This is a genomic window from Streptomyces flavidovirens DSM 40150 (assembly GCF_000429085.1).
GTDB classification, from domain to species: Bacteria; Actinomycetota; Actinomycetes; order Streptomycetales; family Streptomycetaceae; genus Streptomyces; species Streptomyces flavidovirens.
The window spans coordinates 561,484-585,454 of sequence record NZ_AUBE01000001.1; the positions used below are offsets into that span (position 1 = coordinate 561,484).

Consider the following 23,971-nt stretch of genomic DNA (forward strand, 5'->3'; position numbering starts at 1 on the left):
CGGGGACCCTCGACGATCGGCCTGCGCTTGAGGTTCAGGCGCAGCAGCCCGAGCCGGCGGAGCTTTAGCGCTCGACCTCACCCTTGATGAACGCCTCGACGGCGCGGTGTGCCGCGTCGTCGAAGTACTGCACCGGCGGGGACTTCATGAAGTACGAGGACGCGGAGAGGATCGGGCCGCCGATGCCGCGGTCCTTGGCGATCTTCGCGGCGCGCACGGCGTCGATGATGACACCCGCGGAGTTCGGGGAGTCCCAGACCTCGAGCTTGTACTCCAGGTTCAGCGGGACGTCACCGAAGGCGCGGCCCTCAAGGCGTACGTAGGCCCACTTGCGGTCGTCGAGCCAGGCCACGTAGTCCGACGGACCGATGTGGACGTTGTCCGCACCGAGGTCGCGGTCGGGGATCTGCGAGGTGACGGCCTGCGTCTTCGAGATCTTCTTGGACTCCAGGCGCTCCCGCTCGAGCATGTTCTTGAAGTCCATGTTGCCGCCGACGTTCAGCTGCATCGTGCGGTCCAGGACGACGCCCCGGTCCTCGAACAGCTTCGCCATCACGCGGTGCGTGATGGTGGCGCCGACCTGCGACTTGATGTCGTCGCCGACGATCGGGACACCGGCCTCGGTGAACTTGTCCGCCCACTCCTTGGTACCGGCGATGAAGACCGGGAGAGCGTTGACGAAGGCGACCTTGGCGTCGATGGCGCACTGCGCGTAGAACTTCGCGGCGTCCTCGGAACCGACGGGCAGGTAGCAGACGAGAACGTCGACCTGGCGGTCCTTGAGGGTCTGGACGATGTCGACCGGCGCCTCGGCGGACTCCTCGATGGTCTGGCGGTAGTACTTGCCCAGACCGTCGTAGGTGTGGCCGCGCTGGACGCTCACGCCGGTGTTCGGCACGTCGCAGATCTTGATGGTGTTGTTCTCGCTGGCGCCGATGGCGTCCGCGAGGTCGAGGCCGACCTTCTTGGCGTCGACGTCGAACGCGGCGACGAACTCGATGTCACTCACGTGGTAGTCGCCGAACTGCACGTGCATGAGACCCGGCACCTTGCCCGCCGGGTCGGCGTCCTTGTAGTACTCGACGCCCTGCACCAGCGAGGCGGCGCAGTTGCCCACGCCGACGATGGCTACGCGAACCGAACCCATTGGCGGTTGCTCCCTGTGTTCTCGACGAGGCCTGCGGATGTGCAGGGCCTCATTTGACGGTGTCGTCGGACGGATCCGGACCGGTGTCGTCCCGGTGCCGGGGCAGGCCGTCCGTCTCTCCAGATGTGGTGTCGTGACGAGCCGGGTCACCGGGGTCGGACCGTCGCTGATCCCGCCCCGCCCGCTCGCTCTCGATGAGCTCGTTCAGCCAGCGCACTTCGCGCTCCACGGACTCCATGCCGTGCCGCTGCAGCTCAAGCGTGTAGTCGTCCAGGCGCTCGCGGGTACGGGCCAGGGAGGCGCGCATCTTCTCGAGACGCTCCTCCAGCCGGCTCCGGCGACCCTCGAGCACCCGCATCCGCACCTCGCGCTCCGTCTGCCCGAAGAAGGCGAAACGGGCAGCGAAGTGCTCGTCCTCCCACGTATCGGGCCCGGTGTGGGAGAGCAGCTCCTCGAAGTGCTCCTTACCTTCGGCCGTCAACCGGTAGACGATCTTCGCCCGGCGTCCCGCGAGCGAAGCGGCGAGCGCGTCCTCGGGAGCGCTGCCGGGCTCTTCGATCAGCCAGCCGTTTGCGACGAGCGTCTTGAGGCAGGGGTAGAGCGTCCCGTAACTGAAGGCGCGGAAGATCCCCAGCGAGGTGTTGAGCCGCTTGCGCAGCTCGTAACCGTGCATCGGGGACTCACGCAGCAGGCCGAGCACGGCGAATTCGAGGATGCCTGAGCGCCTGCTCATCCTTCGCCTCCTCAGTCGCCGACGGTCCTTATGCCGAGCTGATGTATCGACTCGATACATCCAGACGATAGAACGACCGTGCCGATGGGACAAGAGGGACCATCGTGAACGGCGTCACATCACCAATTCGATGCACGCAACTTGCCTGATTTGGGGTGAACATCGGCACTGGGTGGGTTTTGACCGTGCGTAGTCTGTGCGGCATGCAGACCACCGGGAACCAAGTGACGCCAGGGAGCGTCCTCGTCCTGGATGCACATGAGGCCGTACGGACGACCCCGAGCACGGGATGGTCCGTACTTCGGGGGGACCGGAACTCACCTGCCGCTTCCAGGCGATCTCGCCTGCCCGAGGAGTAGTCGTTCGATGAGCGAGCACCGTCGCAAACCGTCGCAGCCGCAGGACGGAGGACGTGCCGCGGCCCGGCGAGCCGCCCAGCAGCCATCAGGCCGCCGCGCTGCCCCCACGCGGGACACCCACAGCACCACTGAGATGTCGTCCGGTCCGTACGGAGAGGAGCGTCCGCCCGGCGGCAGAGCGGAAGCCCGCCGTGCCGCCCAGCGCGGCGCAGCGGGCGGCTCGCGCCGTCGGGGCGCCGAGCCCACCGGCCGCGGCTCGGGGCGGGGGCGCCGCGGAGGCCCGCCGGACAACGACCGGTTCCTCAACTACCCGCGTTCGGACAGATACGGGTGGCGACGGTTCGTGCCGTCGTGGAAGCTGGTCGGCGGCACCTGCCTGGGATTCTTCGCGATCACGGTCGCGGGCATGGGGGTGGCGTTCGCGTGGGTCGATACGCCCAAGGCGCAGGACATGGCCGAGGCACAGAACAACGTCTTCTACTGGGACGACGGTAAGACGCAGCTCGCCGCTACCGGCGGCCAGCGCAACCGCCAGACCGTGACCATCCATGAGATCCCGCAGTCCATGCAGGACGCGGTGATCGCTGCCGAGAACGAGTCCTTCGACGACGACTGGGGCGTCGACCCCATGGGCATCGCCCGCGCCGTGGTCAACATGGCCAAGGGCGGGGAAACCCAGGGCGGCTCGACCATCACCCAGCAGTTCGTGAAGAACACGTACCTGGACCAAGACCAGACGATGAAGCGGAAGTTCACCGAACTCATCATCTCAGTCAAGGTCGGCGCCACGATGAAGAAGCCGGACATCCTGGCCGGTTACCTCAACACCGCCTACTTCGGCCGTGGCGCGTACGGAATCCAGGCCGCGTCGCAGGCGTACTTCGGCAAGAACAGCAAGGATCTCAAGGAGGACGAGAGCGCCTTCCTTGCCGCACTGCTCAAGGGGCCGAACCTCTACAACCCCGACGGCGGCATCGGGGAAAACGCCCGCCCCGAGAAGAACCGGGCGCGCGCCGAGGACCGCTGGAAGTGGATCCTCGACCGCGAGGTCGAGGTGGGCCGGATGGAGCAGGCCGAGCGGGACAAGTACAAGACCTTCCCCAAGCTCAAGGACTACGACCAGGCCACCGGCCTTGGCGGCCAGAAGGGCTACCTCGTCGAGACCGCCAAGAAGTACGTGATGAAGCAGACCAACATCACGCCGGAGGCTCTCGAGCGTGGCGGCTATCGCATCTACACGACCTTCAACAAGAAGAAGGTCGAGGCGATGGAGAAGGCGGTCAACAAGACCAAGAAGGAGTTCCTCGACGCCAAGAAGCGCCCCGATACAGACAAGTTCGTCCAGTTCGGCTCGGCTTCTGTCGACGTGAACACCGGCGCGATCGTCGCACTGTACGGCGGCGACGGCTGGGACAAGAAGCACTTCACCAACAACGCCGACACCTCCGGCGTCCCCGTCGGGTCGACCTGGAAGCCCTACGTCCTCGCCGCGGCGATGCAGGACGGCACCTACAAGACCCGGCCCACGGGGCTGTCTCCGCTGAGCAAGTACAACGCCAATGACCTGATCGAGATCAAGTACCCGAGCGGGGCCCCGGTTCCCGGCAAGAACGGTCAGCCGTTCCGGCAGAAGAACGAGAGCGACAAGGCCTACGGCTACGTCACTCTCAGGGAAGCGATGGAGAAGTCCATCAATACCCCCTTCGTGCAGCTCGGCTTCGATGTCGGCCACCAGAGGGTGGCCGACATGGCGACGCGCACCGGGATCCTCAAGGACACCATGGACAGCTTCAACGCTTCCTTCTTCCTGGGTACGTCCACCCCGAGCGCCATCCGCATGGCGGACTCGTACGCCACCTTCGCCGCGTCCGGCAAGCACCATGAGCCGTACTCCGTGAAGAAGGTCCTGCTGGACGGCGAAGAGCAGCCCGGCTTCGAGCCACCGAAGTCCCAGCGGGCGATGGACCCCGAGGTCGCGGACAACGTCACCGACGTCCTCAAGAACGTCATCGAAAGCGACGAGGGCACCGGCAACAAGGCGCAGAAGCTCGGCCGTCCGGCGGCAGGCAAAACCGGTACCACCGACAAGAACAAGTCGGCCTGGTTCGTCGGCTACACCCCGCAGCTGTCGACGGCCGTGACCTTGTTCCGTACGGATCCCGAGTCCCGCAAGCTGCTCTCCATGAACGGCACCGGCGGCGTCCCGTCCATCCACGGTGGTGACATCCCCGCAGAGGTATGGACGAACTACATGATCGACGCGCTCAAGGGACAGGACGTGGAGGACTTCCCTGTCGCTCCCCCGCTCGGCGACAAGGCCGACTCGATCGGCGCGCCGTCCCCGACGCCGTCCCCCACACCCAGCCAGACCCCGTCCCAGACGCCCTCCGCGACTCCGTCGAGCGAGGCGCCCTCGCAAACCCCGTCGCCGTCCGTGAGCCCGAGTGAGTCCGAGACCTGCAACCCGCTCGACTGGGCATGCGAGGACAGCGGAGGCAACGACAACGCGGGTACGGACGCGGGCGGCACCGATTCGGGTGGAATGGACGCCGGCGGCACCGACAACGGCGGAACCACCGACGGCGGTACGGCCGACGGCGGGACCACCGACGGCACCACCACCGACGGCAGCACCGAAGGCAAGCCGGGCAACGGCAACAGCAACAGCAACGGTGGCCTGTTCGGCGGAGGCGGCGGCTGACGCCACACCCCACCCCACCCCTGACGAGGGCCGTCGCACCCGGTGCGGCGGCCCTCGCCGTATGCACAGCCCGTACACCCGGCCGTACACCCGGCCGTACACCCAGCCCGTACGCCAAGCCCGTACGCACAGCCCCGTACGGCAGGATGGCCCCCATGACGAGCGTGCACGAGGACCGGCCCCCCGTACGGCCCACGCATCAGGACAAGGTCGCCGCGGCAGGCAGCGAGCTGATCGGCGGCCCCGTCGGCAGGTGGGCCAGGCTGGGCACCGACCGGCTCACGCCGGTCCGCGTCGTCGCCCTGGTCGCGATCGGCATGTTCGCGCTCGGCATGGTGCAGAAGATCCCCTGCTACGAGTGGGCCTGGTTCCGCGGCACCAGTTCGCAGTACACGCACGCCTGCTACTCCGACATCCCGCACCTGTATCTGGGACGCGGATTCGCCGACGGCCTCGTACCGTATTTCGATCGCCTGACCGGCGACATGCAGTTCCTCGAATACCCCGTCCTGACAGGTCTCTTCATGCAGGTCGCCGCCTGGCTGACCCTGCCCTTCGACGGCCCCGTACAAGAGCGCGAACAGGCCTACTGGATGGTCAACGCGGGCATGCTGATGGTCTGCGCCGCCATCACCGCCGTCTGCGTCGCCCGTACGCACCGACGACGCCCCTGGGACGCCCTGCTCGTCGCTCTCGCGCCCGCACTCGCCCTCACCGCCACCATCAACTGGGACCTCCTCGCCGTCGCCCTCACAGCCGCCGCGATGCTCATGTGGTCCCGTGGACGCCCGCTGGCCTTCGGCATCCTCATCGGCCTCGCCACCGCCGCGAAGCTCTATCCCGTACTGCTCCTGGGACCGCTCCTCGTGCTGTGCTGGAGGGCCGGCAAGTACCGCGAGTACGCAGCCGCGCTGCTCGGCGCGGCAGGCGCCTGGCTGCTCGTGAACCTGCCGGTCATGATCTTGGCCCCCGAAGGGTGGAAGAAGTTCTACACCTTCAGCCAGGAACGTTCCGTCGACTTCGGCTCCTTCTGGCTGATCATCACGCAGCGCACCGGCAAGCAGCTCGACGTCGAAGCCGTCAACGCGTACGCCACGCTCCTGATGGTCGTACTGTGCGCGGGCATCGCCGCTCTGACCCTGACGGCGCCCCGCCGGCCGCGCTTCGCCCAGCTCGCCTTCCTGGTCGTCGCCGCGTTCATCCTCACCAACAAGGTCTACTCACCGCAGTACGTCCTGTGGCTCATCCCCCTCGCCGCCCTGGCCCGGCCGCGCTGGCGCGACTTCCTCATCTGGCAGGCCTGCGAGGTCATGTACTACCTCGGGATCTGGATGTACCTCGCGTACACCACCAGCGGCGACAAACAGCGCGGACTGCCCCCCGAGGGCTACCAGCTCGCCATCGCGCTGCACCTGCTGGCCACGCTCTACCTGTGCGCCGTCGTCGTACGCGACATCCTCATGCCCGAACGGGACGCCGTACGGCGCGACGGCTCCGACGACCCCTCGGGCGGTCTCCTCGACGGAGCCGAGGACACCTTCGTCCTGGGGAAGGCGGCGCACCCGCCCCGGCATGCCCAGCACCACAGCGAGGGGCCACAGGTGCAATGGGGCAGCACCCCGCCGGGCGGCTGACGCCGGCGGCTGTCAGCGGTCGACGATACGGTCGAACTGCGTCGTGGTGTGACGCAGATGGGCCACCAGCTCGTCGCCCACCTTCGGCTCCTGCGCGTCCGAGGGGACGAAGAGGATCGACACCTGCATGTGCGGCGGCTCCGCGAACCAGCGCTGCTTGCCCGCCCACACGAACGGCGCGAGATTACGGTTCACCGTGGCGAGACCGGCACGCGCCACACCCTTGGCGCGCGGCATCACACCGTGCAGCGCCTTGGGCGCCTCCAGGCCGACACCGTGCGACGTACCGCCCGCCACCACCACGAGCCAGCCGTCCGACGCCGCCTTCTGCTGGCGGTAACCGAACCGGTCACCCTTCGCCACCGGGGTCACGTCCAGCACCGCGCCGCGGTACTCCGTCGCCTCATGGTCACCCAGCCACAGCCGCGTGCCGATACGCGCACGGAAGCGGGTCTGGGGGAACTGCTGCTGGAGGCGCGCCAGTTCGTCCGCCTTCAGATGGCTGACGAACATCGTGTGCAGCGGAAGACGGGCCGCCCGCAACCGGTCCATCCAGCCGATGACTTCCTCGACCGCGTCGGAGCCGTCCATACGGTCCAGCGGGAGGTGCAGGGCGAAGCCCTCCAGCCGTACGTCCTCGATGGCCGCGTGGAGCTGCCCCAGCTCCTCCTCCTTCACGCCGTGACGCTTCATCGAGCTCATGCACTCGATGACGACACGGGCGCCGACCAGGGCGTGCACCCCGTCGACCGACGACACCGAACGCACCACCCGGTCCGGCAGCGGAACCGGCTCCTCACCGCGCCGGAACGGTGTCAGGACAAGCAGGTCACCGCCGAACCAGTCCTTGATGCGGGCCGCTTCGTACGTGGTGCCGACGGCCAGGATGTCCGACCCGAAGCGGGTCGCCTCGTCCGCGAGCCGCTCATGGCCGAAGCCGTAACCATTGCCCTTGCAGACCGGCACGATTCCCGGGAACTGATCGAGCACGGACTTCTGGTGCGCCCGCCAGCGCGCGGTGTCGACGTAGAGGGTGAGCGCCATGGCCGGTCCGGAACCTTTCTCGTGGCTGCGGTGTGTCAGAGGTATGAAGGGAAACGGATTCAGGATCAGGCAGGGATCAGCGGCGCGACATGTACATGTCGAGCGCCTTGTGGAGCATCTTGTTGAGCGGGAAATCCCACTCACCGACGTACTCCACAGCCTCCCCACCCGTACCCACCTTGAACTGGATCAGGCCGAACAGGTGGTCCGTCTCGTCGAGCGAATCGGAAATGCCCCGCAGGTCATAGACCGTCGCACCCATCGCGTACGCATCACGCAGCATCCGCCACTGCATCGCGTTCGAGGGCCGGACCTCGCGGCCGATGTTGTCCGAAGCGCCGTACGAGTACCAGACGTGCCCCCCGACGACCAGCATCGTCGCCGCGGACAGGTTCACCCCGTTGTGACGCGCGAAGTACAGCCGCATGCGGTTGGGGTCCTCGTTGTTCAGGACCGTCCACATGCGCTGGAAATACGACAGCGGGCGCGGCCGGAAGCGATCCCGCACAGCGGTGATCTCGTACAGCCGCTGCCACTCGGCGAGATCCTCATAACCACCCTGGACGACCTCGACACCGGCCTTCTCGGCCTTCTTGATGTTGCGCCGCCACAGCTGATTGAAGCCCTTGAGGACATCATCGAGCGACCGGTTCGCCAACGGCACCTGATAGACGTAACGCGGCTGTACGTCACCGAAGCCCGCACCACCGTCCTCGCCCTGCTGCCAGCCCATCTTCCGCAGCCGGTCCGCCACTTCGAAGGCACGCGGCTCGATATGCGTCGCCTCGATGTCCCGCAGCCGCTTCACATCAGGATCCTGAATACCGGCCTTGATGGCCGGCGCGTCCCACCGGCGGATGACCACCGGCGGACCCATCTTCACGGAGAAAGCACCCTGCTGCTTCAGATGCGCCAGCATCGGCTGCAGCCACTCGTCCAGATTCGGCGCGTACCAATTGATGACCGGACCCTCAGGCAGGTACGCGAGATACCGCTTGATCTTCGGCAGCTGCCGGTACAGCACCAGACCGGCACCGACCAGCTCACCGCCCTTGTCGAACCAGCCCAGGCTCTCCGAACGCCACTCCGTCTTCACATCAGCCCACGCCGGGACCTGGCAGTGGCTCGCCGCGGGCAGGCTCTGGATATACGCCAGATGCTGCTCTCGGCTGATGGTCCTCAGGGTCAGGCTCATGCGGGGCGCTCCTCGGCAGGTCTGTCCCCATGGGATCAGGGGCTCCGGCTCTCGCGCCGAAGCCTACTGCGCCCATGGAGCGCCCCGTCTGGCCGCTGACCCAGCCGGGCCTATCCCAGCACTCCGCCGAACAGCCCACCGTGCGCCATGCCGAGATAGAAGCCGACCGCGGACGCACCCAGACCGATGATCAGCAACGTCCGCTCGCGCGTCGTCACCGAGATGAACTGGCCGTACGCACCGGTGAGGATCCCCACCAGCCCCGCCCAGGAGCTGAGCAGATGCAGGTCGTGGAACATCGCCGAAACAAAGGCGACCACGCCCAGCAGCACCGTCACCGCGACCAGCGTGTCCTGGCGAGGATGAGGCTTGCCGTCGGTCTCGAGGAGAGAAGTCGAGGAGTGTCGTCGCATTGCCTGCGCCATGGGGCACCTCCTGCTGGAAGGCGGCGAGCGTGATGCCGCACACACCCGATGTGTACAGATTGTGGCCCCTCCCGGCCGGATTTCAACCGGAAGGCGGTGAGCAGGTAGTCTGTACGGTCTGCACGGTGTCTGCCCACCCAGAAAACGAGCCTCCTCTCTCGAAGAAGGCGGCTTGTCAGTGGCGGCCGATACCGTTGCGTACGCATCACGACCCTCCTGCCACGGAACGACCGTGGCCGCTGAGTCCAAAGGAGGTGGGTTCCACATGCGTCACTACGAAGTGATGGTCATCCTCGACCCCGATCTCGAGGAGCGCGCTGTCTCCCCGTTGATCGAGAACTTCCTCTCCGTCGTCCGCGAGGGCAACGGAAAGGTCGAGAAGGTCGACACCTGGGGCCGTCGTCGTCTGTCCTACGAGATCAAGAAGAAGCCTGAGGGCATCTACTCGGTCATCGACCTGCAGGCCGAGCCCGCAGTCGTCAAGGAGCTCGACCGACAGATGAACCTGAACGAGTCGGTCCTCCGGACCAAGGTCCTCCGCCCCGAAACCCACTGAGCTCAGTAGCTCAGCGGTAATCGGGTCCGAGTAGCAACAAGCAGCCAGCAGCAATCCCCGCCGAGAGGTTCACCCATGGCAGGCGAGACCGTCATCACGGTCGTCGGCAATCTCGTCGACGACCCCGAGCTGCGCTTCACCCCGTCCGGTGCGGCGGTCGCGAAGTTCCGTGTCGCGTCCACTCCCCGCATCTTCGACAAGCAGACCAATGAGTGGAAGGACGGCGAAGGCCTGTTCCTCACCTGCTCGGTCTGGCGTCAGGCGGCGGAGAACGTCGCAGAGTCGCTTACGCGAGGCATGCGCGTCGTCGTCCAGGGCCGGCTCAAGCAGCGGTCCTACGAAGACCGCGAGGGCGTCAAGCGCACGGTCTACGAGCTGGACGTCGAAGAAGTCGGCCCCAGCCTCAAGAACGCCACGGCCAAGGTCACCAAGACCACCGGCCGAGGCGGTCAGGGCGGGTACGGCGGCGGCCAGCAAGGCGGTCAGGGCGGCGGCAACTGGGGCGCAGCCCCCGGCGGCGGCGGCCAGCAGGGCGGCGGCGCTCCCGCCGACGACCCCTGGGCCAGCAGTGCACCGGCCGGCGGCGGTCAGCAGCAGGGTGGCGGTGGCTGGGGCGGAAGCTCCGGCGGTTCCGCCGGCGGCGGCTACTCGGACGAGCCCCCCTTCTAGGGCGGGCCCGTACACCACTTCTTGATCACACAGGAGAAACACCATGGCGAAGCCGCCTGTGCGCAAGCCTAAGAAGAAGGTCTGCGCATTCTGCAAGGACAAGGTCACGTACGTGGACTACAAGGACACGAACATGCTGCGGAAGTTCATTTCCGACCGCGGCAAGATCCGTGCCCGCCGCGTGACCGGCAACTGCACGCAGCACCAGCGTGACGTCGCCACGGCAGTCAAGAACAGCCGTGAGATGGCGCTGCTGCCCTACACGTCCACCGCGCGATAAGGGAAGGGTGACCGAAAAATGAAGATCATCCTCACCCACGAGGTCTCTGGCCTCGGCACTGCCGGCGACGTCGTTGACGTCAAGGACGGCTACGCTCGCAACTACCTGGTCCCGCGTGGTTTCGCGATCCGCTGGACCAAGGGTGGCGAGAAGGACGTGGCGCAGATCCGCCGCGCCCGCAAGATCCACGAGATCGCGACCATCGAGCAGGCCAACGAGATCAAGGCCAAGCTCGAAGGCGTGAACGTGCGCCTGGCCGTTCGCTCCGGCGACGCCGGCCGTCTCTTCGGCTCCGTCACCCCGGCCGACGTCGCTTCGGCGATCAAGGCCGCCGGTGGCCCCGAGGTCGACAAGCGCCGCGTCGAGCTCGGCGCCCCGATCAAGACCCTTGGTTCGCACCAGGTCTCCGTGCGCCTGCACGCCGAGGTCGCCGCGAAGCTCGGCGTCGAGGTCGTCGCCGCCTAAGCGCTGCGCATCGCAGAGCAGTCAGAAGGGCCGCACCCCACGGGGTGCGGCCCTTCGTCGTTTCACGTGAAACACCGGCGCGCCGGCGTCAGCGCGTGGCGCCCGTGACGATCCAGCGGCCCGACCGCGCACGCAGCCACAACGTCACCATCCGGACTGCCATCATCAGCGTCATCGCCCACCACAGGGCAGTCAGCCCGCCGCCGAGCACCGGTACCAGCAGAGCCACCGGCGTGAAGACCGCCAGTGTCGCCAGCATCGCCCACGCCAGATACGGGCCGTCACCGGCGCCCATCAGCACACCGTCCAGCACAAAGACGATTCCCGAGACCGGCTGGGAAACGGCCACCACCAGCAGGGCCGGCAGCAGCGCGTCCCGCACCACCTCGTCGCTCGTGAACAGCGGGATGAACAACGGCCGCGACACCGCCACCATCACACCGAGCACCACCCCGGAGACAATGCCCCACTGCACCATCCGCCGGCACGCTTCCTGCGCCCCCTTGGCGTCGCCGGCCCCCAGGTAGCGGCCGATGATCGCCTGGCCCGCGATGGCGATCGCGTCCAGAGCGAAGGCCAGCAGACTCCACAGGGACAGAAGGATCTGATGGGCCGCGACATCGGCGTCCCCGAGCCGGGCGGCCACCGCGGTCGCGATCATCAGGACGGCACGCAGCGAGAGCGTACGGACCAGCAGTGGTGCACCGGCCTGTGCGCAGGCCCGTATCCCGGCCGCGTCGGGACGCAAGGAGGCGCCGTGCTTCCTGGCGCCCCGTACCACCACCGTGAGGTAGGCGGCGGCCATCCCGCACTGGGCGATCACGGTCCCCCACGCGGAACCGGCGATGCCGAGCCCGGCGCCGTACACCAGGCCGACATTGAGGGCGGCGTTGGCGGTGAATCCGCCGACGGCCACGTACAGCGGTGTCTTCGTGTCCTGGAGTCCGCGCAGGACACCCGTGGCGGCAAGCACCACGAGCATGGCGGGGATGCCCAGGCTGGAGATGCGCAGATAGGTGATCGCGTACGGAGCCGCTGTGTCGGAGGCGCCGAACAGGTCGACGAGCCAGGGGGCGGCTGGCAGGACGACCGCGATCACCGCGGCACCGAGGAGAAGGGCGAGCCAGATGCCGTCCATGCCTTGCCGGATGGCCGCCTGGAGGTCGCCCGCGCCGACGCGACGGGCGACGGCGGCGGTGGTCGCGTAGGCCAGGAAGACGAAGACGCTCACGGCGGTCATCAGGAGCGCGGCGGCGATACCGAGACCGGCGAGCTGTGGGGTGCCGAGGTGGCCGATCACCGCGCTGTCGACCATCACGAAAAGGGGCTCGGCGACCAGGGCGCCGAACGCCGGAAGGGCGAGCGCGATGATCTCGCGGTCGTGCCGGCGCCGACTGTTCTTCGCTGCCGTGGGGGCCTGAGTCATAGGGTCAATCTAATCTTCCACAGGTAAGAGATGCAATGGCATTGCAGTCCTTACGCACGAGTGCTTACGGGGTTCGGCTGTGCGCTGTTTGTTCTGATCTTGAACCAGGTGGCAAAGTTTTTCTTCCCCACAGCCCGTGGATGAAGAAACGGCAGGTCAGCGACGTAGGGGCGGGGGCCGTATGAGTTTGTCCACAGTGCTGTCCCCCGGTCCGTGCACAGGTTCTGTGGAGTTCTCCACAGCAACTGGTCTTTCGTCCACACAGCCTGTGGATAACAAGATTGGCTGACGGTGCCCGCGGGCCTACCGTGGTGCGGCGCCCGCCTTCCGTTCCGGCCCCGGAAGCTCGTCGAACTCGATGCGCCGGAACCGGAGTCGGGCGTCTCATTTGTCAGAGCCGTGCCGTAAGAAAGAGTGGCACAGCGAGGTCCGCGCAGCGGACGGGAGGAGGTGGCCCGGTGAGCATTTCCGAGCCATTGGACGACCCCTGGGCCGACAGCGGTCCCGGCGACCGTCTGCCCTCCCGTCGGCGGCGCGGCGAGGGCCAGGGCCGCGACGAGCAGCATGACCGCGGCGGTGAGACGGGTGGCTGGGAGGGCGGGGCTCCTGCCTTTGAGCGAGTACCCCCTCAGGACCTCGATGCCGAGCAGTCCGTTCTCGGCGGCATGCTGCTCTCGAAGGACGCCATCGCCGACGTGGTGGAGATCCTCAAGGGCCACGACTTCTACCGCCCTGCCCACGAGACCGTCTACACGGCGATCCTCGACCTGTACGCCAAGGGGGAGCCGGCCGACCCCATCACCGTGGGCGCCGAGCTGACCAAGCGCGGCGAGATCACGAAGGTCGGCGGCGCCTCGTATCTGCACACCTTGGTGCAGACGGTGCCGACGGCGGCCAACGCGGAGTATTACGCCGAGATCGTCCATGAGCGGGCCGTGCTGCGTCGGCTGGTCGAGGCGGGCACGAAGATCACGCAGATGGGATACGCGGCCGACGGCGATGTCGACGACATCGTGAACGCCGCCCAGGCCGAGATCTACGCGGTCACCGAGCAGCGCACCAGCGAGGACTATCTGCCGCTCGGCGACATCATGGAGGGCGCGCTCGACGAGATCGAGGCGATCGGTTCTCGCACGGGTGAGATGACCGGTGTGCCGACCGGTTTCACGGACTTCGACTCGCTGACGAACGGCCTGCACCCCGGCCAGATGATTGTCATCGCGGCTCGTCCTGCCATGGGTAAGTCGACGCTGGCGCTGGACTTCGCGCGAGCCTGTTCGATCAAGAACAACCTGCCCAGCGTGATCTTCTCCCTCGAAATGGGGCGCAATGAGATCGCGATGCGTCTGCTTTCGGCGGAGGCCAGGGTGGCGTTGCACCACATGCGCTCGGGCACGCTGACGGACGAGGACTGGACGCGGCTCGCGCGCCGGATGCCGGACGTCTCGCAGGCGCCGCTTTACATCGACGATTCGCCGAACCTCTCGATGATGGAGATCCGGGCGAAGTGCCGTCGTCTGAAGCAGCGCAATGACCTGAAGCTGGTGATCATCGACTATCTGCAGCTGATGCAGTCCGGTGGTTCGAAGCGGGCGGAGAGCCGTCAGCAGGAGGTCTCGGACATGTCCCGAAACCTCAAGCTGCTGGCGAAGGAGCTCGAACTCCCGGTGATCGCGCTGTCGCAGCTGAACCGTGGTCCCGAGCAGCGTACGGACAAGAAGCCGATGGTCTCCGACCTGCGTGAATCGGGCTCCATCGAGCAGGACGCGGACATGGTGATCCTGCTGCACCGTGAGGACGCGTACGAGAAGGAGTCGCCGCGAGCGGGCGAGGCGGACCTGATGGTGGCCAAGCACCGTAACGGTCCGACGGCGACGATCACGGTGGCGTTCCAGGGGCACTATTCGCGCTTTGTGGACATGGCACAGATCTGAGGCTCTGAATGTGGGATCTCAGACGGCGTGGCCGAATCTCACGGCCGTTGGTCAACCCGTGGCCGACTGGCCACGGATCTGAGACTCCCCAGCCCACTCTGCTCGCTCTGAAGCTGACCCGATTCGGGAAACGCGTCGCCGCAGCCGCCCAGACGATCCGGGCTGAGGAAATGCCACGACGGTGAGAGGAAACTCCCATCCAAGCCGCGAGACAGCGGGAAGCTGCTCAGCGCCTCGTCTCGTACCTGGTCAGGACCACGCCGCCGGGAAACGTCCGCGTCTCCACCAGGTTCAGGTTCACCCAGCTGTCCAGCGCGGTGAAGAACGGCGTGCCGCCGCCCACCAGGACCGGATGGGCGGCGATCACGTACTCGTCGATCAGCCCGGCGCGCATGGCCGCCCCGGCAAGCGTTGCGCCGCCGATGTTCATTGGGCCGCCGTCCTCGGCCTTGAGCCGGGTGATCTCGGCGATCGCGTCGCCGGTGACCAGGCGGGTGTTCCAGTCGACCTTGTCGATCGTCGAGGAGAACACCACCTTCGGCGTGTCCCGCCAGTTCCGCGCGAACTCGATCTCCGCCGGGGTGGCGTTGGGCTGCTGGTCGCCGGTCGGCCAGTAGGAGCTCATCGTCTCCCACAGCTTGCGCCCGTACAGCGACAGGCCACTCGCCTGCTCGTGGTCGAGCCACCACTGGAACAGCTCGTGGCTCGGCGGTCCGCTCCAGGCGATGTCGTCGCCGGCCGCGGCGATGTAGCCGTCCAGAGTCAGGTTCATGCCGTAGATCAGTTTCCGCATGGCCCAGCCTTCCGTCCGTGGGTGTCCGGCGTATAGACCAGCGCGGCTCGGGAAACTCATCGGTGCGCGATCTGGGCTCGCCGGTAGTCCCCGTGCTCGGGGCTCAGCGTGGTGCACTCGGCCGACACGGGCAAGCCGGCTGATCTCGACCTCGCCCTCGCGAGGAAATGCCACGGATTTGAGACTGATCACGGGTGACAAGGCCGTGAGACAGCCAAGAACGCCCAGGTCACGCAAGATCGACATGTCACGAGCGGCGAGACCCTACATCTGCAAAGAGGCGCCCTAAGGTCTCGGCGAACAGCACGCGCCACTACGGTGGACCGATGGCATCGATCAAGCAGTTCCAAGTCACCTTCGACTGCGCAAGACCTGAGCGCGTCGCTCGTTTTTGGTCCGAGGTGTTGGGGTACGTCGTACCGCCGCCGCCGGAGGGGTTTACTACCTGGGACGATTTCGATCGCTCGCTGTCGCCTGAGCAGCAGGGGCCGGCGTTCGCATCGTGCGCTGATCCCTCGGGTGTGGGCCCGCGACTGTTCTTTCAGCGCGTTCCCGAGGGCAAGGTCGTCAAGAATCGGCTGCATCTTGACGTGCGGGTCGGCGTCGGGCTTGTGGGTGAAGAGCGCGTGGCCGCACTTGAGGCCGAATGCGCACGACTGGTCGCGCTCGGCGCGCTACGTGTGCGACTGCTGACTGCCGATGAAGAAAACGAGTCGTGCCTCGTGATGCAGGACATCGAGGGCAACGAGTTCTGTCTCGACTGAAGGCCGGGCCGCGAACGTGTCGTTGTTCTGTCCCCATGGGTCAAGACAAGCGGCAGTGGATGACGCGGAGGCTGAGAAAGAGGTCGACGGGGGTGGGGTGGGGCCGGTAGGTCTTGACCATGATGTCTCCGCTCGAAGAGCTGCTTCCCAGTACGCAACGCGCCCTCCTGCACCGCATCGCCGCCGCTCAGGCCGAGGGCAGGGCGCCCTCGTTGGTCGCCGCGGTGCAGCGCGACGGGCAGATGGTGTGGACGGGTTCCCGTACCTGTGTCGATGGGCATGGGCCGGATGCGGATACGCAGTACCGGATCGGTTCGATCACCAAGACGTTCACCGCTGTGCTGGTGCTGCGGCTGCGTGACGAGGGCCTGCTCGACCTCGGTGATCCGCTGGAGAAGTACCTTCCGGGTACGGGGGTTGCGGGTGAGGTGACTGTTGCGCAACTGCTCAGTCATACGGCGGGGTTGGCGGCGGAGACGCCGGCGCCGTGGTGGGAGCGGACGCCGGGCACTTCGCGTCCCGAGCTGGCCGATGTGCTGGGTGAGCAGGCGCGGATGCATCCGGCTGGGCGGGTTCACCACTACTCCAACCCCGGTTACACGTTGCTCGGCCGGCTTGTCGAGGTGGTTCGGGGTGAGTCCTGGGCGCAGGTGCTGCGGCGGGAGGTTCTTGAGCCGCTGGGCATGCGGCGTACGAGCGCACAGCCCGTGGCTCCGCATGCCGGGGGCTGGGCGGTGCATCCGTGGGCGGATGTGATGCTGCCGGAACCGGCGGTGGACCTGGGGCTGATGGCTCCGGCCGGTCAGCTCTGGTCGACGACTGCCGACCTCTGCCGTTTCGCCGCGTTTCTTGCCGCAGGTGATGCGAAGGTGCTGAGCGCCGAGTCCGTACGGGAGATGCGTACGTCGGCTGCTCCTGCGGGACCGGGGGAGGTGGCCGGGGGCTACGGGCTGGGGTTGCAGATCGTTGAGAGCGGCGGTCGGACGCTGGTGGGGCACACGGGGTCGCTGCCGGGCTTTGTGGCGGGTCTGTGGGTGAGCGTGGAGGACGGGGTGGCCGCGGTGGCGCTCGTCAACGCCACGTCGGGGGTGTCCGCTCCGGCGGTTGCGGCCGACCTGATCCGCATCGTTGTTGAGGCTGAGCCGCGCGTTCCGGAGCCGTGGCGTCCGTTGCCGGAGGTGGACCAGGAGTTGCTGAAGCTGACGGGCCCTTGGTTCTGGGGCACGTCGTCGTACGCCCTCTTCCTTGCCGCCGACCGGGGCCTGGAGCTTCAGCCGCTGCGGGGCAACGGCCGGGGCTCACGCTTCGCGGCCCGGCCGGACGGCACCTGGACCGGCCTCGACGGTTATTACTTGGGGGAGACTCTGCGGGTGGTGCGGCGGGAGGACGGTTCGGTGAGCCATCTTGATCTGGGGTCGTTCGTCTTCACGCGGGAGCCGTACGAGCCGGGGGACGCGGTTCCTGGTGGGGTGGACGAAGGCGGCTGGCGGGGGTTGTGATGTTTCACGTGGAACGGGGTGTGCGGGTGGCGCACGGGTAGAGTACGAGCGGGCCCGAAGCCGCAAGTTGTGGTTGCGACTTCGGGCCCGCTGTGTGGGCTGTTCCGGCAGAGTGCCGTTACGACACGCTGTTGAGGATCTGCAGCTTGGCTCCGTTGTTCCATGCTTCGAGCAGGCCGCGGTGGACCGCTGTTACGTCGTGGCGCGCGGCCAGCAGCAGGGCGTCTCGGGTGAACGGGCAGGTGGCGACGAGTAGTGCGATGTCGGCGTTGTATTCGAGTTTGGCCATGCCGATGAATTGCTGGACGTCGCCGCTGGCGATGGTCGATCCGGGGTTGCGGGACTTGCACTGAACGACGATGCGCCGCCCGTCGGGGGTGTAGGCGACGATGTCCGCGCCGGTGTCGCCGTGGCCGCCGGTGACCGTTACGCGGTCGCAGCCGTCGCGTCGGCAGAGCCAGGCGATGTGCTGCTCGAACTGGCGTGGGTTCATGGCGTCGAGTGCGCCCATTGATCCGGCTGCCTCGCGTTCGCGCAGTACCCGCCGGAGGTGGGTTACCTCCTCCTCGAGCGCTTGGATGCGGCCCTGGTGCTCACCGTCGTTCTGGACCGCGGCGTTGAGCAGTGGGACGACGGTGCGGCCGATCGTGGTGCGGCAGACGCCCTCCGCGATCTCGGCGACCTCCCTCTCGCTGTGCGTAGCCAGGCGCTGGTCGAGGACTTCGGTGATGTGCTCGTCGAGCAGCGAGGCAAGCCTGTGGACAAAGTTATCCACAGGCTGCGAGCGTTGCATTTCCTCGACGTCGAGCAGGTGCGTACGCACCTGACGTGCGACGATGCTGTCGCGCAGCAGCATTGCGACGTTGAGCACGGTCCTTCTCGTGAACAGTCCGACCTTGCTCGTGAAGCGGTCTACGGAGGCTAGTGCCTTAAAGGCACGAGCCTCCTCGCTGGTCGCGAGGCGGTAGCCGTTTGACTCAAGTTCCTCGCGGTGGTCGCTCACCATGCTGCGAACGGTGGTCTCGACCACCTCGAAGTAGGTGGCGACCATCTGCGTTGTCACATGCGTCCCGTCCGGGAGCAGTGTGAGCGCTTTGACTTTGTCGAGCGCTTCCGTGCGTTCAGCGACGCTGTTGCGCAGGGTCCTGGATTCCAGCAGGGCCACTTCGTTGACCATCCGGCTCGTCTCCTTCTGGGCCTTTGGGGCCCGTTCGAGTGTGGGGACGGGATCCGGACATACGGCCGCCCCACTTGCTTGGGGCAACGAGTCAAATCGGATAAAGAAACGGTTTTCAGGTACTCATCTTGAATCCGACATGGGTGGCTTCGAAGCCGAGTCGCTCGTAGAAGCGGTGGGCGTCCGTGCGGGTGTGGTCGGAGGTCAGTTGGACCAACTGGCAGTTCTGGCGGCGGGATTCGGCGATGGCCCACTCGATGAGCTGGGTGCCGAGGCCGCTGCCGCGTTCGTCGGCGTGGATGCGTACGCCTTCGATGATCGAGCGGGTGGAGCCGCGGCGGGACAGTCCGGGGATGACTGTGAGCTGGAGTGTGCCTACGACGCGGCCCTGGCGTACGGCGACGACTGCGAGGCGGGTGAGGGCGGTGGTGTACGGGGTGAGGTCGTCGGGGGACTCGCGCTGGGCGCCGAGGGGGTCGTCGGCGAGCATGGCGACGATTTCCGGGAGGTCGCCGGGTGCTGCGGGGCGTATCTCGAGATCGCTCATGGGGCGCAGGTTACGCAGTTTCCGCAGCTTGGGCGGTTACGCGGGGACCCGTAGCTCTTCTACGGCCCTGACCAGCGGTGCGAGTTGGGGGTTTTTCGCGGCTTCGTCGAGGGCCTCGCGCAGGGCGGTGTCGTTGGTGGGCCGGGCTTCGGTGAGCAGGGCTTGGCCGGCCTCGGTGACGTCGGTGTAGATGCCGCGCCGGTCGGTGTCGCAGAGGTAGCGGGTCAGCAGGCCGCGGTCTTCGAGGCGGGTGACCAGGCGGGTGGTGGCGCTCTGGCTCAGTACGACGGCGTCGGCGACCTGCTGCATGCGGAGGTGTCCGCCGGGGCCGTTGTGCTGGCGGCTGAGGACGTCGAGGAGGGAGTACTCGCGCACGCTCAGGCCGTGGCCGCTCTGAAGGGCCTTTTCGATGTGGGCGTCGATCCTGCCGTGCAGCAGGGAGAGGGCGCACCAGCCCTGGGAGAGCGCGGTGAGTGCGGGGTCTGTGGCTGGCATGGATCTCTCCTCTTCCGGAGCTGCTTGAGCCAAGGGTAGACGACGTACGCAATAGACCGCGCTTGCATATAGCCCGCGTCTGCAATTATTGTGGGCGCTCGTAAAGTGCATGTGCAATCTATTGGAAGGTCTGGCCATGCCACTCGCCCTCCTCGCCCTGGCCATCGGGGCGTTCGGTATCGGCACCACAGAGTTCGTGATCATGGGCCTGCTGCCTGAGGTCTCCGCCGACTTCGGTGTCTCTATCCCCACCGCCGGCTATCTGGTCAGCGGTTACGCCCTTGGTGTCGTGCTGGGTGCTCCGCTGATGTCGGTCCTCGGCACCCGGATCTCCCGCAAGCGCATGCTGATGCTGCTGATGGGGCTGTTCATCGCGGGCAATCTGCTCTCGGCGCTCGCGCCGTCGTTCGGCGTGATGCTCACCGGCCGCGTGGTCGCGTCCCTCGCGCACGGGGCGTTCTTCGGTATCGGGTCGATCGTCGCGGCCGACCTGGTCGCCCCGGAGAAGAGGGCCGGCGCCATCGCGATGATGTTCACCGGCCTCACCGTCGCCAACGTCGTCGGCGTCCCGCTCGGCACGTTCGTCGGCCAGAGCTACGGGTGGCGCATCACCTTCGCCGCGGTGGCGGCGCTGGGCGTGCTCGGTCTCGCGGGCGTCGCCCGTCTCGTACCGCAGACGCCGAAGCCCGAGGGCGTGCGGCTGCGCCATGAGCTCGCCGCTTTCCGTAACGTCCAGGTTCTGCTCGCCATGGCGATGACCGTGCTCGGCTTCGGCGGTGTTTTCGCCGCGATCACCTACCTCGCGCCGATGATGACGGGCGTCGCCGGCTACTCCGCCGGGTCCGTCACCTGGTTGCTCGTCCTTTTCGGCCTCGGCATGGTCGGCGGCAACCTGATCGGCGGCAAGTTCGCGGACCGCGCGCTGATGCCGCTGCTGTACGTGTCCCTGGGCGCCCTCGCCGTGATCCTTGCCCTCTTCACGGTCACCGCCCACCACCAGATCGCGGCAGCGGTCACGATCGTGCTGATCGGCGGGCTGGGCTTCGCGACGGTTCCGCCGCTCCAGAAGCGGGTCCTGGACCAGGCGGCGGGCGCCCCCACCCTGGCCTCCGCCGTCAACATCGGCGCGTTCAATCTCGGCAACGCGCTCGCCGCCTGGCTCGGCGGCCTCGTCATCGCGGCCGGCCTCGGCTACACCGCGCCCAACTGGGTCGGTGCGGTGCTCGCCGCCTCGGCTCTCGGCCTCGCGTTCCTGTCCAGTGCCCTGGAGCGCCGCACGGATGCCCGCAGCCGGGTCGTCACGGGATCGGCCCCGGAGCCGGCCGCTGTCACCGCTGCCGCCGCACGTCCCTGAATCACCCCACCGATCATTCGAGGAGTCACCCATGAGCACCACCGCACCCGCACCCGCGCGGTGCGGCCCGGCGGGCTCTTCCACACTTTGCCGACCGCGCTCGACCGCCCGCTCCTGTTCATCGCGGGCGGCGTGCCGGTCCACCGTGACGGCCGCCTGATCGGGGCGGTCGGTGTGGGCGGCGGAGCGCCCGATCAGGACCACGGCTTCGCGACCGCCGCGGTCGAGGCGCTCGGCGGGTAACGGGGAGGAGGGCCGGGCCCGCCGACGTCAGCCCGCCGCGATCGTCAGAGGGGCGAAGCGGCGGGTCCAGTCGCCGGGGAGGGCGGGGATTTTGTAGGTCATCACGGTGTTGAAGGTGACCGGCTCCAGGCCGTGCGCCTTCACCCACGCCAGCAGCTCCTCGTGCCGTACGTCGATGTCGGTGCGCAGCGGGCGGTCCGTACCGGCGGCCAGTGAGGCGATCAGGGCCTTGGCGGTCTCGGTGTCCCTGGCGATCAGCGGGCCCACGACATGGGTCTGCATATTGGGCCAGGCGGCGGCGTATCCGGTGATGCCGCTTTGGTCCTCGGCGATCCGGATCTGGTCGGCGAAGGCGGGCAGCCGCGTGAGCATGTGGGTGCGGTCCAGGCCGAACACCTCGGCGTCCAGGCGCAGGATGGCGGGCAGGTCGTCGGCGGTGGCGGGGCGGGTCGGTACGCCGGACGGTGTGCCGGAGGGCCGGAAGTGGCCGCGGACCATTTCGGCCCTGCCGGTCACGGTGAAGCCGAGCTCTTCGTAGAGCGGGAGGCCGTGGGGTGTGGCGTGGAGGGTGAGCGGGGTGTCCCCTGCTTCCGCGATGAGGTGCCGCATCAGGTGGCGGCCGATGCCCTGCCGTGCGTGGCGTTCGGCGACGAGGACCATGCCGATCGCGGTGAGTCCGGGCTGGTACGAGGTGGTTTGGCCGTACGAGGTGAGGATGCCGGCGGCGGTGAGGCCTTTGCCTTCGGGGGCGTCGATGCCGTAGCCGGTGCCGGCTGCCAGCAGCAGTCCCCATCTGTGCTCTTCGCGTGGCCAGCCCCGGTCTTCCGCGAGGTCGGCGCAGGCGGTGAGATCGGCCGGGGTCAGACGGCGGATGGGCAGAGCGGCGAGGGAAGTCGGCATTGGATCAGGCTGGCTGACGCACGATCGCCCGTCCACCGTTTTACGTGAAGGGGAGGTGGCCGCTGGACGACGCCGACCGCCGCGGGTGAGTGGTTTCACGTGAAACACGGTGTCTGGTGAGGGGCGGGTCCGGTGCCTGACAGAGGGAGTTACCGCGCGTACTAGCCTCGGCGTACATGACGCGACTTCACCTCTTTGATCTCGACGGAACGCTGATGCGAGGCTCGGCGGCGGCAGTCGAGATCTCCCGTCAGCTGGGGGTGAGCGCCGAGATCGCCGAGCTGGAGCGGGATTTCCTGCTGCGGGCCCTGGCGCCCGACGAGTTCGCCGTACGGGCCAGGGAGTTGTGGGGGGAGCTCACCGAGGCGCAGGTGGAGGCGGCCTTCGAGGGGGCGCCCTGGCTGGCGGGCATCGAGGAGGTGTGGGCGGACATCCGCTCGCGCGGTGAGTACTGCGCCGTGATCTCCCTGTCGCCGGACTTCTTCGTGGAGCGGCTGCTGGCGTGGGGTGCGCATGCGGCGCACGGTTCGCGCTGGCCGGCGGTGCCCTTCCTGGAGCCGGTGGAGCGGGCGGGGATTTTGAACGCGGCCGCGAAGGTGAAGATCGCAGATCTGCTCTGCGAAAAGTTCGGGCTGCTGAGGAGTGACTGCGTGGCTTATGGGGATTCGATGTCGGACGCGGAGATCTTTGCGGCGGTGCCACTTTCGGTGGCGGTCAACGCAGATCACCATGTGTCGGAAATTGCCGCGCTTGCGTATCAGGGAGGTGATTTGCGTGAGGCATACGAACTGGTGCGGTCCGGCCGGTAATTCGGAATTGGCCGCAGAACGGTCGGGAACCTGCGAGTGCGGGTAGCCGTGGCAGGGGGCTTGTGTGCCGGGCTACCGCCGGTAGTGTCGACTCCGGCTTGCTGCCGGTGTCCTTACTCGGTGAGGCATGGGGCAAAAGCAGCCTAACCAGAAGACGGGTTCGCATGCCCGGACTTCCTGGTCTTTGTCCGATGCGGGAGTGGTGCCTGGCATGCTGCGACAACGGAAAGTGCGGGCAATGTCACACTTGTCCGCCTCGCCCCAAATGGGGCCAGCGGCGTGATTAGTGTGGGCGGTCGACAGACCTGAAGCACAGACCTGAAGCACAGACCTGAAGCACAGACCTGAGGCAGAGCGGGGAAGACCAGGGCACGTTCCGGTCCCGGAAGTGCACAGACCGACCGAAAGCTGTTCGAGGCGAGGCACATCTATGGACGCTCCGACCACCACGTCGGCCGGCAACGGCACTTCCGGTGAGAGTGAGAGCGGCGGCTGGTTCAAGCCGCGCAGAAAGCCGGGCGCGGGATCCCAGCAGCCGCCCGGTCAGGGCACGGACCCGGCGCAGGACCGGATACCGGGGGCGGGCGCGACCCGTCCCAGCCGCTCCGTGTCCGCGATACGCCCGGTGGGCACCGGCGCCTCGCGCCCCCAGCCCGCCGCCCCTGCCCCGGCCGCCCCGCTGCCCCACCCGGCTGCCGAACCCCGGACCGAAGCGCCGACGGCGCCCCAGGCGCCTCCCGTGGCCGAGGCACCCGTGCGCGAAGCGCCCGCCCCCGATCCGCAGGCGGCTGAGGCGCACACGGCCCCCGCCACCCCGGCCCC

The 23,971-nt window shown here is 67.5% G+C and carries 22 protein-coding genes and 2 pseudogenes; 13 read left to right on the forward strand and 11 right to left on the reverse strand.

Annotation, left to right across the window (positions count from 1 at the left end; genetic code table 11):
- Positions 1-64 precede the first annotated feature (64 nt).
- Together G412_RS0102620 and G412_RS0102625 are read right to left on the reverse strand one after the other, a co-directional pair.
- The gene (locus G412_RS0102620; protein ID WP_028810706.1) at positions 65-1,147 is read right to left on the reverse strand and encodes an inositol-3-phosphate synthase; all 1,083 of its coding nucleotides are present in this window, start codon (positions 1,145-1,147) and stop codon (positions 65-67) included.
- A 49-nt stretch (positions 1,148-1,196) separates the two neighbouring features.
- Positions 1,197-1,880 carry a PadR family transcriptional regulator gene (locus tag G412_RS0102625; RefSeq protein ID WP_028810707.1) on the reverse strand — a complete coding sequence of 228 codons (684 nt, stop codon included), beginning with the start codon at positions 1,878-1,880 and terminating at the stop codon, positions 1,197-1,199.
- A 366-nt stretch (positions 1,881-2,246) separates the two neighbouring features.
- Between G412_RS0102625 and G412_RS0102630 the strand changes: the two genes are divergently transcribed.
- Positions 2,247-4,940, forward strand: coding sequence for a transglycosylase domain-containing protein (locus G412_RS0102630; RefSeq protein WP_028810708.1), 2,694 nt, complete (start codon positions 2,247-2,249; stop codon positions 4,938-4,940).
- A gap of 155 nt (positions 4,941-5,095) precedes the next feature.
- On the forward strand, positions 5,096-6,574 hold the full coding sequence (locus G412_RS0102635; protein ID WP_425274432.1) for a glycosyltransferase family 87 protein: 1,479 nt from the start codon (positions 5,096-5,098) through the stop codon (positions 6,572-6,574).
- A gap of 12 nt (positions 6,575-6,586) precedes the next feature.
- Here the strand turns inward: G412_RS0102635 and G412_RS0102640 are convergent, their stop codons facing one another.
- The 3 genes from G412_RS0102640 to G412_RS0102650 form a co-directional block, all read right to left on the reverse strand.
- A complete protein-coding gene (locus G412_RS0102640) occupies positions 6,587-7,618 on the reverse strand; it encodes an alanine racemase (RefSeq protein WP_028810710.1) in 1,032 nt (343 codons plus the stop codon).
- 76 nt (positions 7,619-7,694) lie between these two features.
- Complete coding sequence (locus G412_RS0102645; protein ID WP_028810711.1) at positions 7,695-8,813, reverse strand: lipid II:glycine glycyltransferase FemX; 1,119 nt, start codon at positions 8,811-8,813, stop codon at positions 7,695-7,697.
- Between the two features lie 110 nt (positions 8,814-8,923).
- The gene (locus G412_RS0102650; protein WP_028810712.1) at positions 8,924-9,238 is read right to left on the reverse strand and encodes a hypothetical protein; all 315 of its coding nucleotides are present in this window, start codon (positions 9,236-9,238) and stop codon (positions 8,924-8,926) included.
- Positions 9,239-9,503: 265 nt separating this feature from the next.
- Here G412_RS0102650 and rpsF point away from each other — a divergent pair, with 265 nt between their 5' ends.
- From rpsF to rplI, 4 genes are all read left to right on the forward strand, one after another.
- Complete coding sequence (gene rpsF, locus G412_RS0102655) at positions 9,504-9,794, forward strand: 30S ribosomal protein S6 (RefSeq protein WP_006604399.1); 291 nt, start codon at positions 9,504-9,506, stop codon at positions 9,792-9,794.
- 75 nt (positions 9,795-9,869) lie between these two features.
- The gene (locus tag G412_RS0102660; RefSeq protein WP_028810713.1) at positions 9,870-10,463 is read left to right on the forward strand and encodes a single-stranded DNA-binding protein; all 594 of its coding nucleotides are present in this window, start codon (positions 9,870-9,872) and stop codon (positions 10,461-10,463) included.
- Between the two features lie 43 nt (positions 10,464-10,506).
- Positions 10,507-10,743, forward strand: coding sequence for a 30S ribosomal protein S18 (gene rpsR / locus G412_RS0102665; RefSeq protein ID WP_003949403.1), 237 nt, complete (start codon positions 10,507-10,509; stop codon positions 10,741-10,743).
- 18 nt (positions 10,744-10,761) lie between these two features.
- Positions 10,762-11,208 (forward strand): 50S ribosomal protein L9, encoded by a 447-nt coding sequence (gene rplI, locus G412_RS0102670; RefSeq protein ID WP_028810714.1) that lies wholly within the window; start codon positions 10,762-10,764, stop codon positions 11,206-11,208.
- Between the two features lie 88 nt (positions 11,209-11,296).
- Here the strand turns inward: rplI and G412_RS0102675 are convergent, their stop codons facing one another.
- Positions 11,297-12,634 (reverse strand): MATE family efflux transporter, encoded by a 1,338-nt coding sequence (locus tag G412_RS0102675; RefSeq protein WP_028810715.1) that lies wholly within the window; start codon positions 12,632-12,634, stop codon positions 11,297-11,299.
- A 458-nt stretch (positions 12,635-13,092) separates the two neighbouring features.
- On the opposite strand from G412_RS0102675, the gene dnaB reads away from it, so the two are divergent.
- Positions 13,093-14,568: a replicative DNA helicase gene (dnaB, locus tag G412_RS0102680; protein ID WP_078606735.1), complete on the forward strand. Its 1,476-nt coding sequence runs from the start codon at positions 13,093-13,095 to the stop codon at positions 14,566-14,568.
- A 226-nt stretch (positions 14,569-14,794) separates the two neighbouring features.
- Here the strand turns inward: dnaB and G412_RS0102685 are convergent, their stop codons facing one another.
- The gene (locus G412_RS0102685; RefSeq protein ID WP_028810717.1) at positions 14,795-15,361 is read right to left on the reverse strand and encodes a dihydrofolate reductase family protein; all 567 of its coding nucleotides are present in this window, start codon (positions 15,359-15,361) and stop codon (positions 14,795-14,797) included.
- Between the two features lie 326 nt (positions 15,362-15,687).
- Here G412_RS0102685 and G412_RS0102690 point away from each other — a divergent pair, with 326 nt between their 5' ends.
- The gene (locus G412_RS0102690; protein WP_028810718.1) at positions 15,688-16,125 is read left to right on the forward strand and encodes a VOC family protein; all 438 of its coding nucleotides are present in this window, start codon (positions 15,688-15,690) and stop codon (positions 16,123-16,125) included.
- Positions 16,126-16,244: 119 nt separating this feature from the next.
- Positions 16,245-17,624, forward strand: a complete 1,380-nt coding sequence (locus tag G412_RS0102700) for a serine hydrolase domain-containing protein (protein WP_028810719.1) — start codon at positions 16,245-16,247, stop codon at positions 17,622-17,624.
- Between the two features lie 118 nt (positions 17,625-17,742).
- Here G412_RS0102700 and G412_RS32990 read toward each other — a convergent pair whose 3' ends face one another.
- The 3 genes from G412_RS32990 to G412_RS0102715 all read right to left on the reverse strand — a co-directional run bounded on the left by G412_RS32990 (position 17,743) and on the right by G412_RS0102715 (position 19,843).
- Positions 17,743-18,801: a restriction endonuclease gene (locus G412_RS32990; RefSeq protein ID WP_037647323.1), complete on the reverse strand. Its 1,059-nt coding sequence runs from the start codon at positions 18,799-18,801 to the stop codon at positions 17,743-17,745.
- A gap of 115 nt (positions 18,802-18,916) precedes the next feature.
- Positions 18,917-19,348, reverse strand: a complete 432-nt coding sequence (locus G412_RS0102710; protein WP_028810720.1) for a GNAT family N-acetyltransferase — start codon at positions 19,346-19,348, stop codon at positions 18,917-18,919.
- Positions 19,349-19,384: 36 nt separating this feature from the next.
- Positions 19,385-19,843, reverse strand: a complete 459-nt coding sequence (locus tag G412_RS0102715) for a MarR family winged helix-turn-helix transcriptional regulator (protein ID WP_028810721.1) — start codon at positions 19,841-19,843, stop codon at positions 19,385-19,387.
- 136 nt (positions 19,844-19,979) lie between these two features.
- On the opposite strand from G412_RS0102715, the gene G412_RS0102720 reads away from it, so the two are divergent.
- Together G412_RS0102720 and G412_RS32995 are read left to right on the forward strand one after the other, a co-directional pair.
- Positions 19,980-21,197, forward strand: a complete 1,218-nt coding sequence (locus tag G412_RS0102720; RefSeq protein ID WP_028810722.1) for an MFS transporter — start codon at positions 19,980-19,982, stop codon at positions 21,195-21,197.
- Positions 21,198-21,254: 57 nt separating this feature from the next.
- A pseudogene (locus tag G412_RS32995) lies at positions 21,255-21,440 on the forward strand (heme-binding protein); the annotation flags it as partial.
- A gap of 27 nt (positions 21,441-21,467) precedes the next feature.
- On the opposite strand, the gene G412_RS0102730 reads toward G412_RS32995, so the two are convergent.
- Positions 21,468-22,340: a GNAT family N-acetyltransferase gene (locus G412_RS0102730; protein WP_028810723.1), complete on the reverse strand. Its 873-nt coding sequence runs from the start codon at positions 22,338-22,340 to the stop codon at positions 21,468-21,470.
- Positions 22,341-22,516: 176 nt separating this feature from the next.
- On the opposite strand from G412_RS0102730, the gene G412_RS0102735 reads away from it, so the two are divergent.
- Both G412_RS0102735 and G412_RS39540 read left to right on the forward strand, forming a co-directional pair.
- Positions 22,517-23,149 (forward strand): HAD family hydrolase, encoded by a 633-nt coding sequence (locus G412_RS0102735; RefSeq protein ID WP_028810724.1) that lies wholly within the window; start codon positions 22,517-22,519, stop codon positions 23,147-23,149.
- A 430-nt stretch (positions 23,150-23,579) separates the two neighbouring features.
- A pseudogene (locus G412_RS39540) lies at positions 23,580-23,971 on the forward strand (globin domain-containing protein); the annotation flags it as partial.

Excerpts from the sequence above, each read along its gene's own strand:
- G412_RS0102620 (WP_028810706.1), bottom strand. The coding sequence starts at position 1,147 with ATGGGTTCGGTTCGCGTAGCCATCGTCGGCGTGGGCAACTGCGCCGCC.
- G412_RS0102625 (WP_028810707.1), bottom strand. The coding sequence starts at position 1,880 with ATGAGCAGGCGCTCAGGCATCCTCGAATTCGCCGTGCTCGGCCTGCTG.
- G412_RS0102630 (WP_028810708.1), top strand. The coding sequence starts at position 2,247 with ATGAGCGAGCACCGTCGCAAACCGTCGCAGCCGCAGGACGGAGGACGT.
- G412_RS0102635 (WP_425274432.1), top strand. The coding sequence starts at position 5,096 with ATGACGAGCGTGCACGAGGACCGGCCCCCCGTACGGCCCACGCATCAG.
- G412_RS0102640 (WP_028810710.1), bottom strand. The coding sequence starts at position 7,618 with ATGGCGCTCACCCTCTACGTCGACACCGCGCGCTGGCGGGCGCACCAG.
- G412_RS0102645 (WP_028810711.1), bottom strand. The coding sequence starts at position 8,813 with ATGAGCCTGACCCTGAGGACCATCAGCCGAGAGCAGCATCTGGCGTAT.
- G412_RS0102650 (WP_028810712.1), bottom strand. The coding sequence starts at position 9,238 with ATGGCGCAGGCAATGCGACGACACTCCTCGACTTCTCTCCTCGAGACC.
- rpsF (WP_006604399.1), top strand. The coding sequence starts at position 9,504 with ATGCGTCACTACGAAGTGATGGTCATCCTCGACCCCGATCTCGAGGAG.
- G412_RS0102660 (WP_028810713.1), top strand. The coding sequence starts at position 9,870 with ATGGCAGGCGAGACCGTCATCACGGTCGTCGGCAATCTCGTCGACGAC.
- rpsR (WP_003949403.1), top strand. The coding sequence starts at position 10,507 with ATGGCGAAGCCGCCTGTGCGCAAGCCTAAGAAGAAGGTCTGCGCATTC.
- rplI (WP_028810714.1), top strand. The coding sequence starts at position 10,762 with ATGAAGATCATCCTCACCCACGAGGTCTCTGGCCTCGGCACTGCCGGC.
- G412_RS0102675 (WP_028810715.1), bottom strand. The coding sequence starts at position 12,634 with ATGACTCAGGCCCCCACGGCAGCGAAGAACAGTCGGCGCCGGCACGAC.
- G412_RS0102685 (WP_028810717.1), bottom strand. The coding sequence starts at position 15,361 with ATGCGGAAACTGATCTACGGCATGAACCTGACTCTGGACGGCTACATC.
- G412_RS0102690 (WP_028810718.1), top strand. The coding sequence starts at position 15,688 with ATGGCATCGATCAAGCAGTTCCAAGTCACCTTCGACTGCGCAAGACCT.
- G412_RS0102700 (WP_028810719.1), top strand. The coding sequence starts at position 16,245 with ATGATGTCTCCGCTCGAAGAGCTGCTTCCCAGTACGCAACGCGCCCTC.
- G412_RS32990 (WP_037647323.1), bottom strand. The coding sequence starts at position 18,801 with ATGGTCAACGAAGTGGCCCTGCTGGAATCCAGGACCCTGCGCAACAGC.
- G412_RS0102710 (WP_028810720.1), bottom strand. The coding sequence starts at position 19,348 with ATGAGCGATCTCGAGATACGCCCCGCAGCACCCGGCGACCTCCCGGAA.
- G412_RS0102715 (WP_028810721.1), bottom strand. The coding sequence starts at position 19,843 with ATGCCAGCCACAGACCCCGCACTCACCGCGCTCTCCCAGGGCTGGTGC.
- G412_RS0102720 (WP_028810722.1), top strand. The coding sequence starts at position 19,980 with ATGCCACTCGCCCTCCTCGCCCTGGCCATCGGGGCGTTCGGTATCGGC.
- G412_RS0102730 (WP_028810723.1), bottom strand. The coding sequence starts at position 22,340 with ATGCCGACTTCCCTCGCCGCTCTGCCCATCCGCCGTCTGACCCCGGCC.
- G412_RS0102735 (WP_028810724.1), top strand. The coding sequence starts at position 22,517 with ATGACGCGACTTCACCTCTTTGATCTCGACGGAACGCTGATGCGAGGC.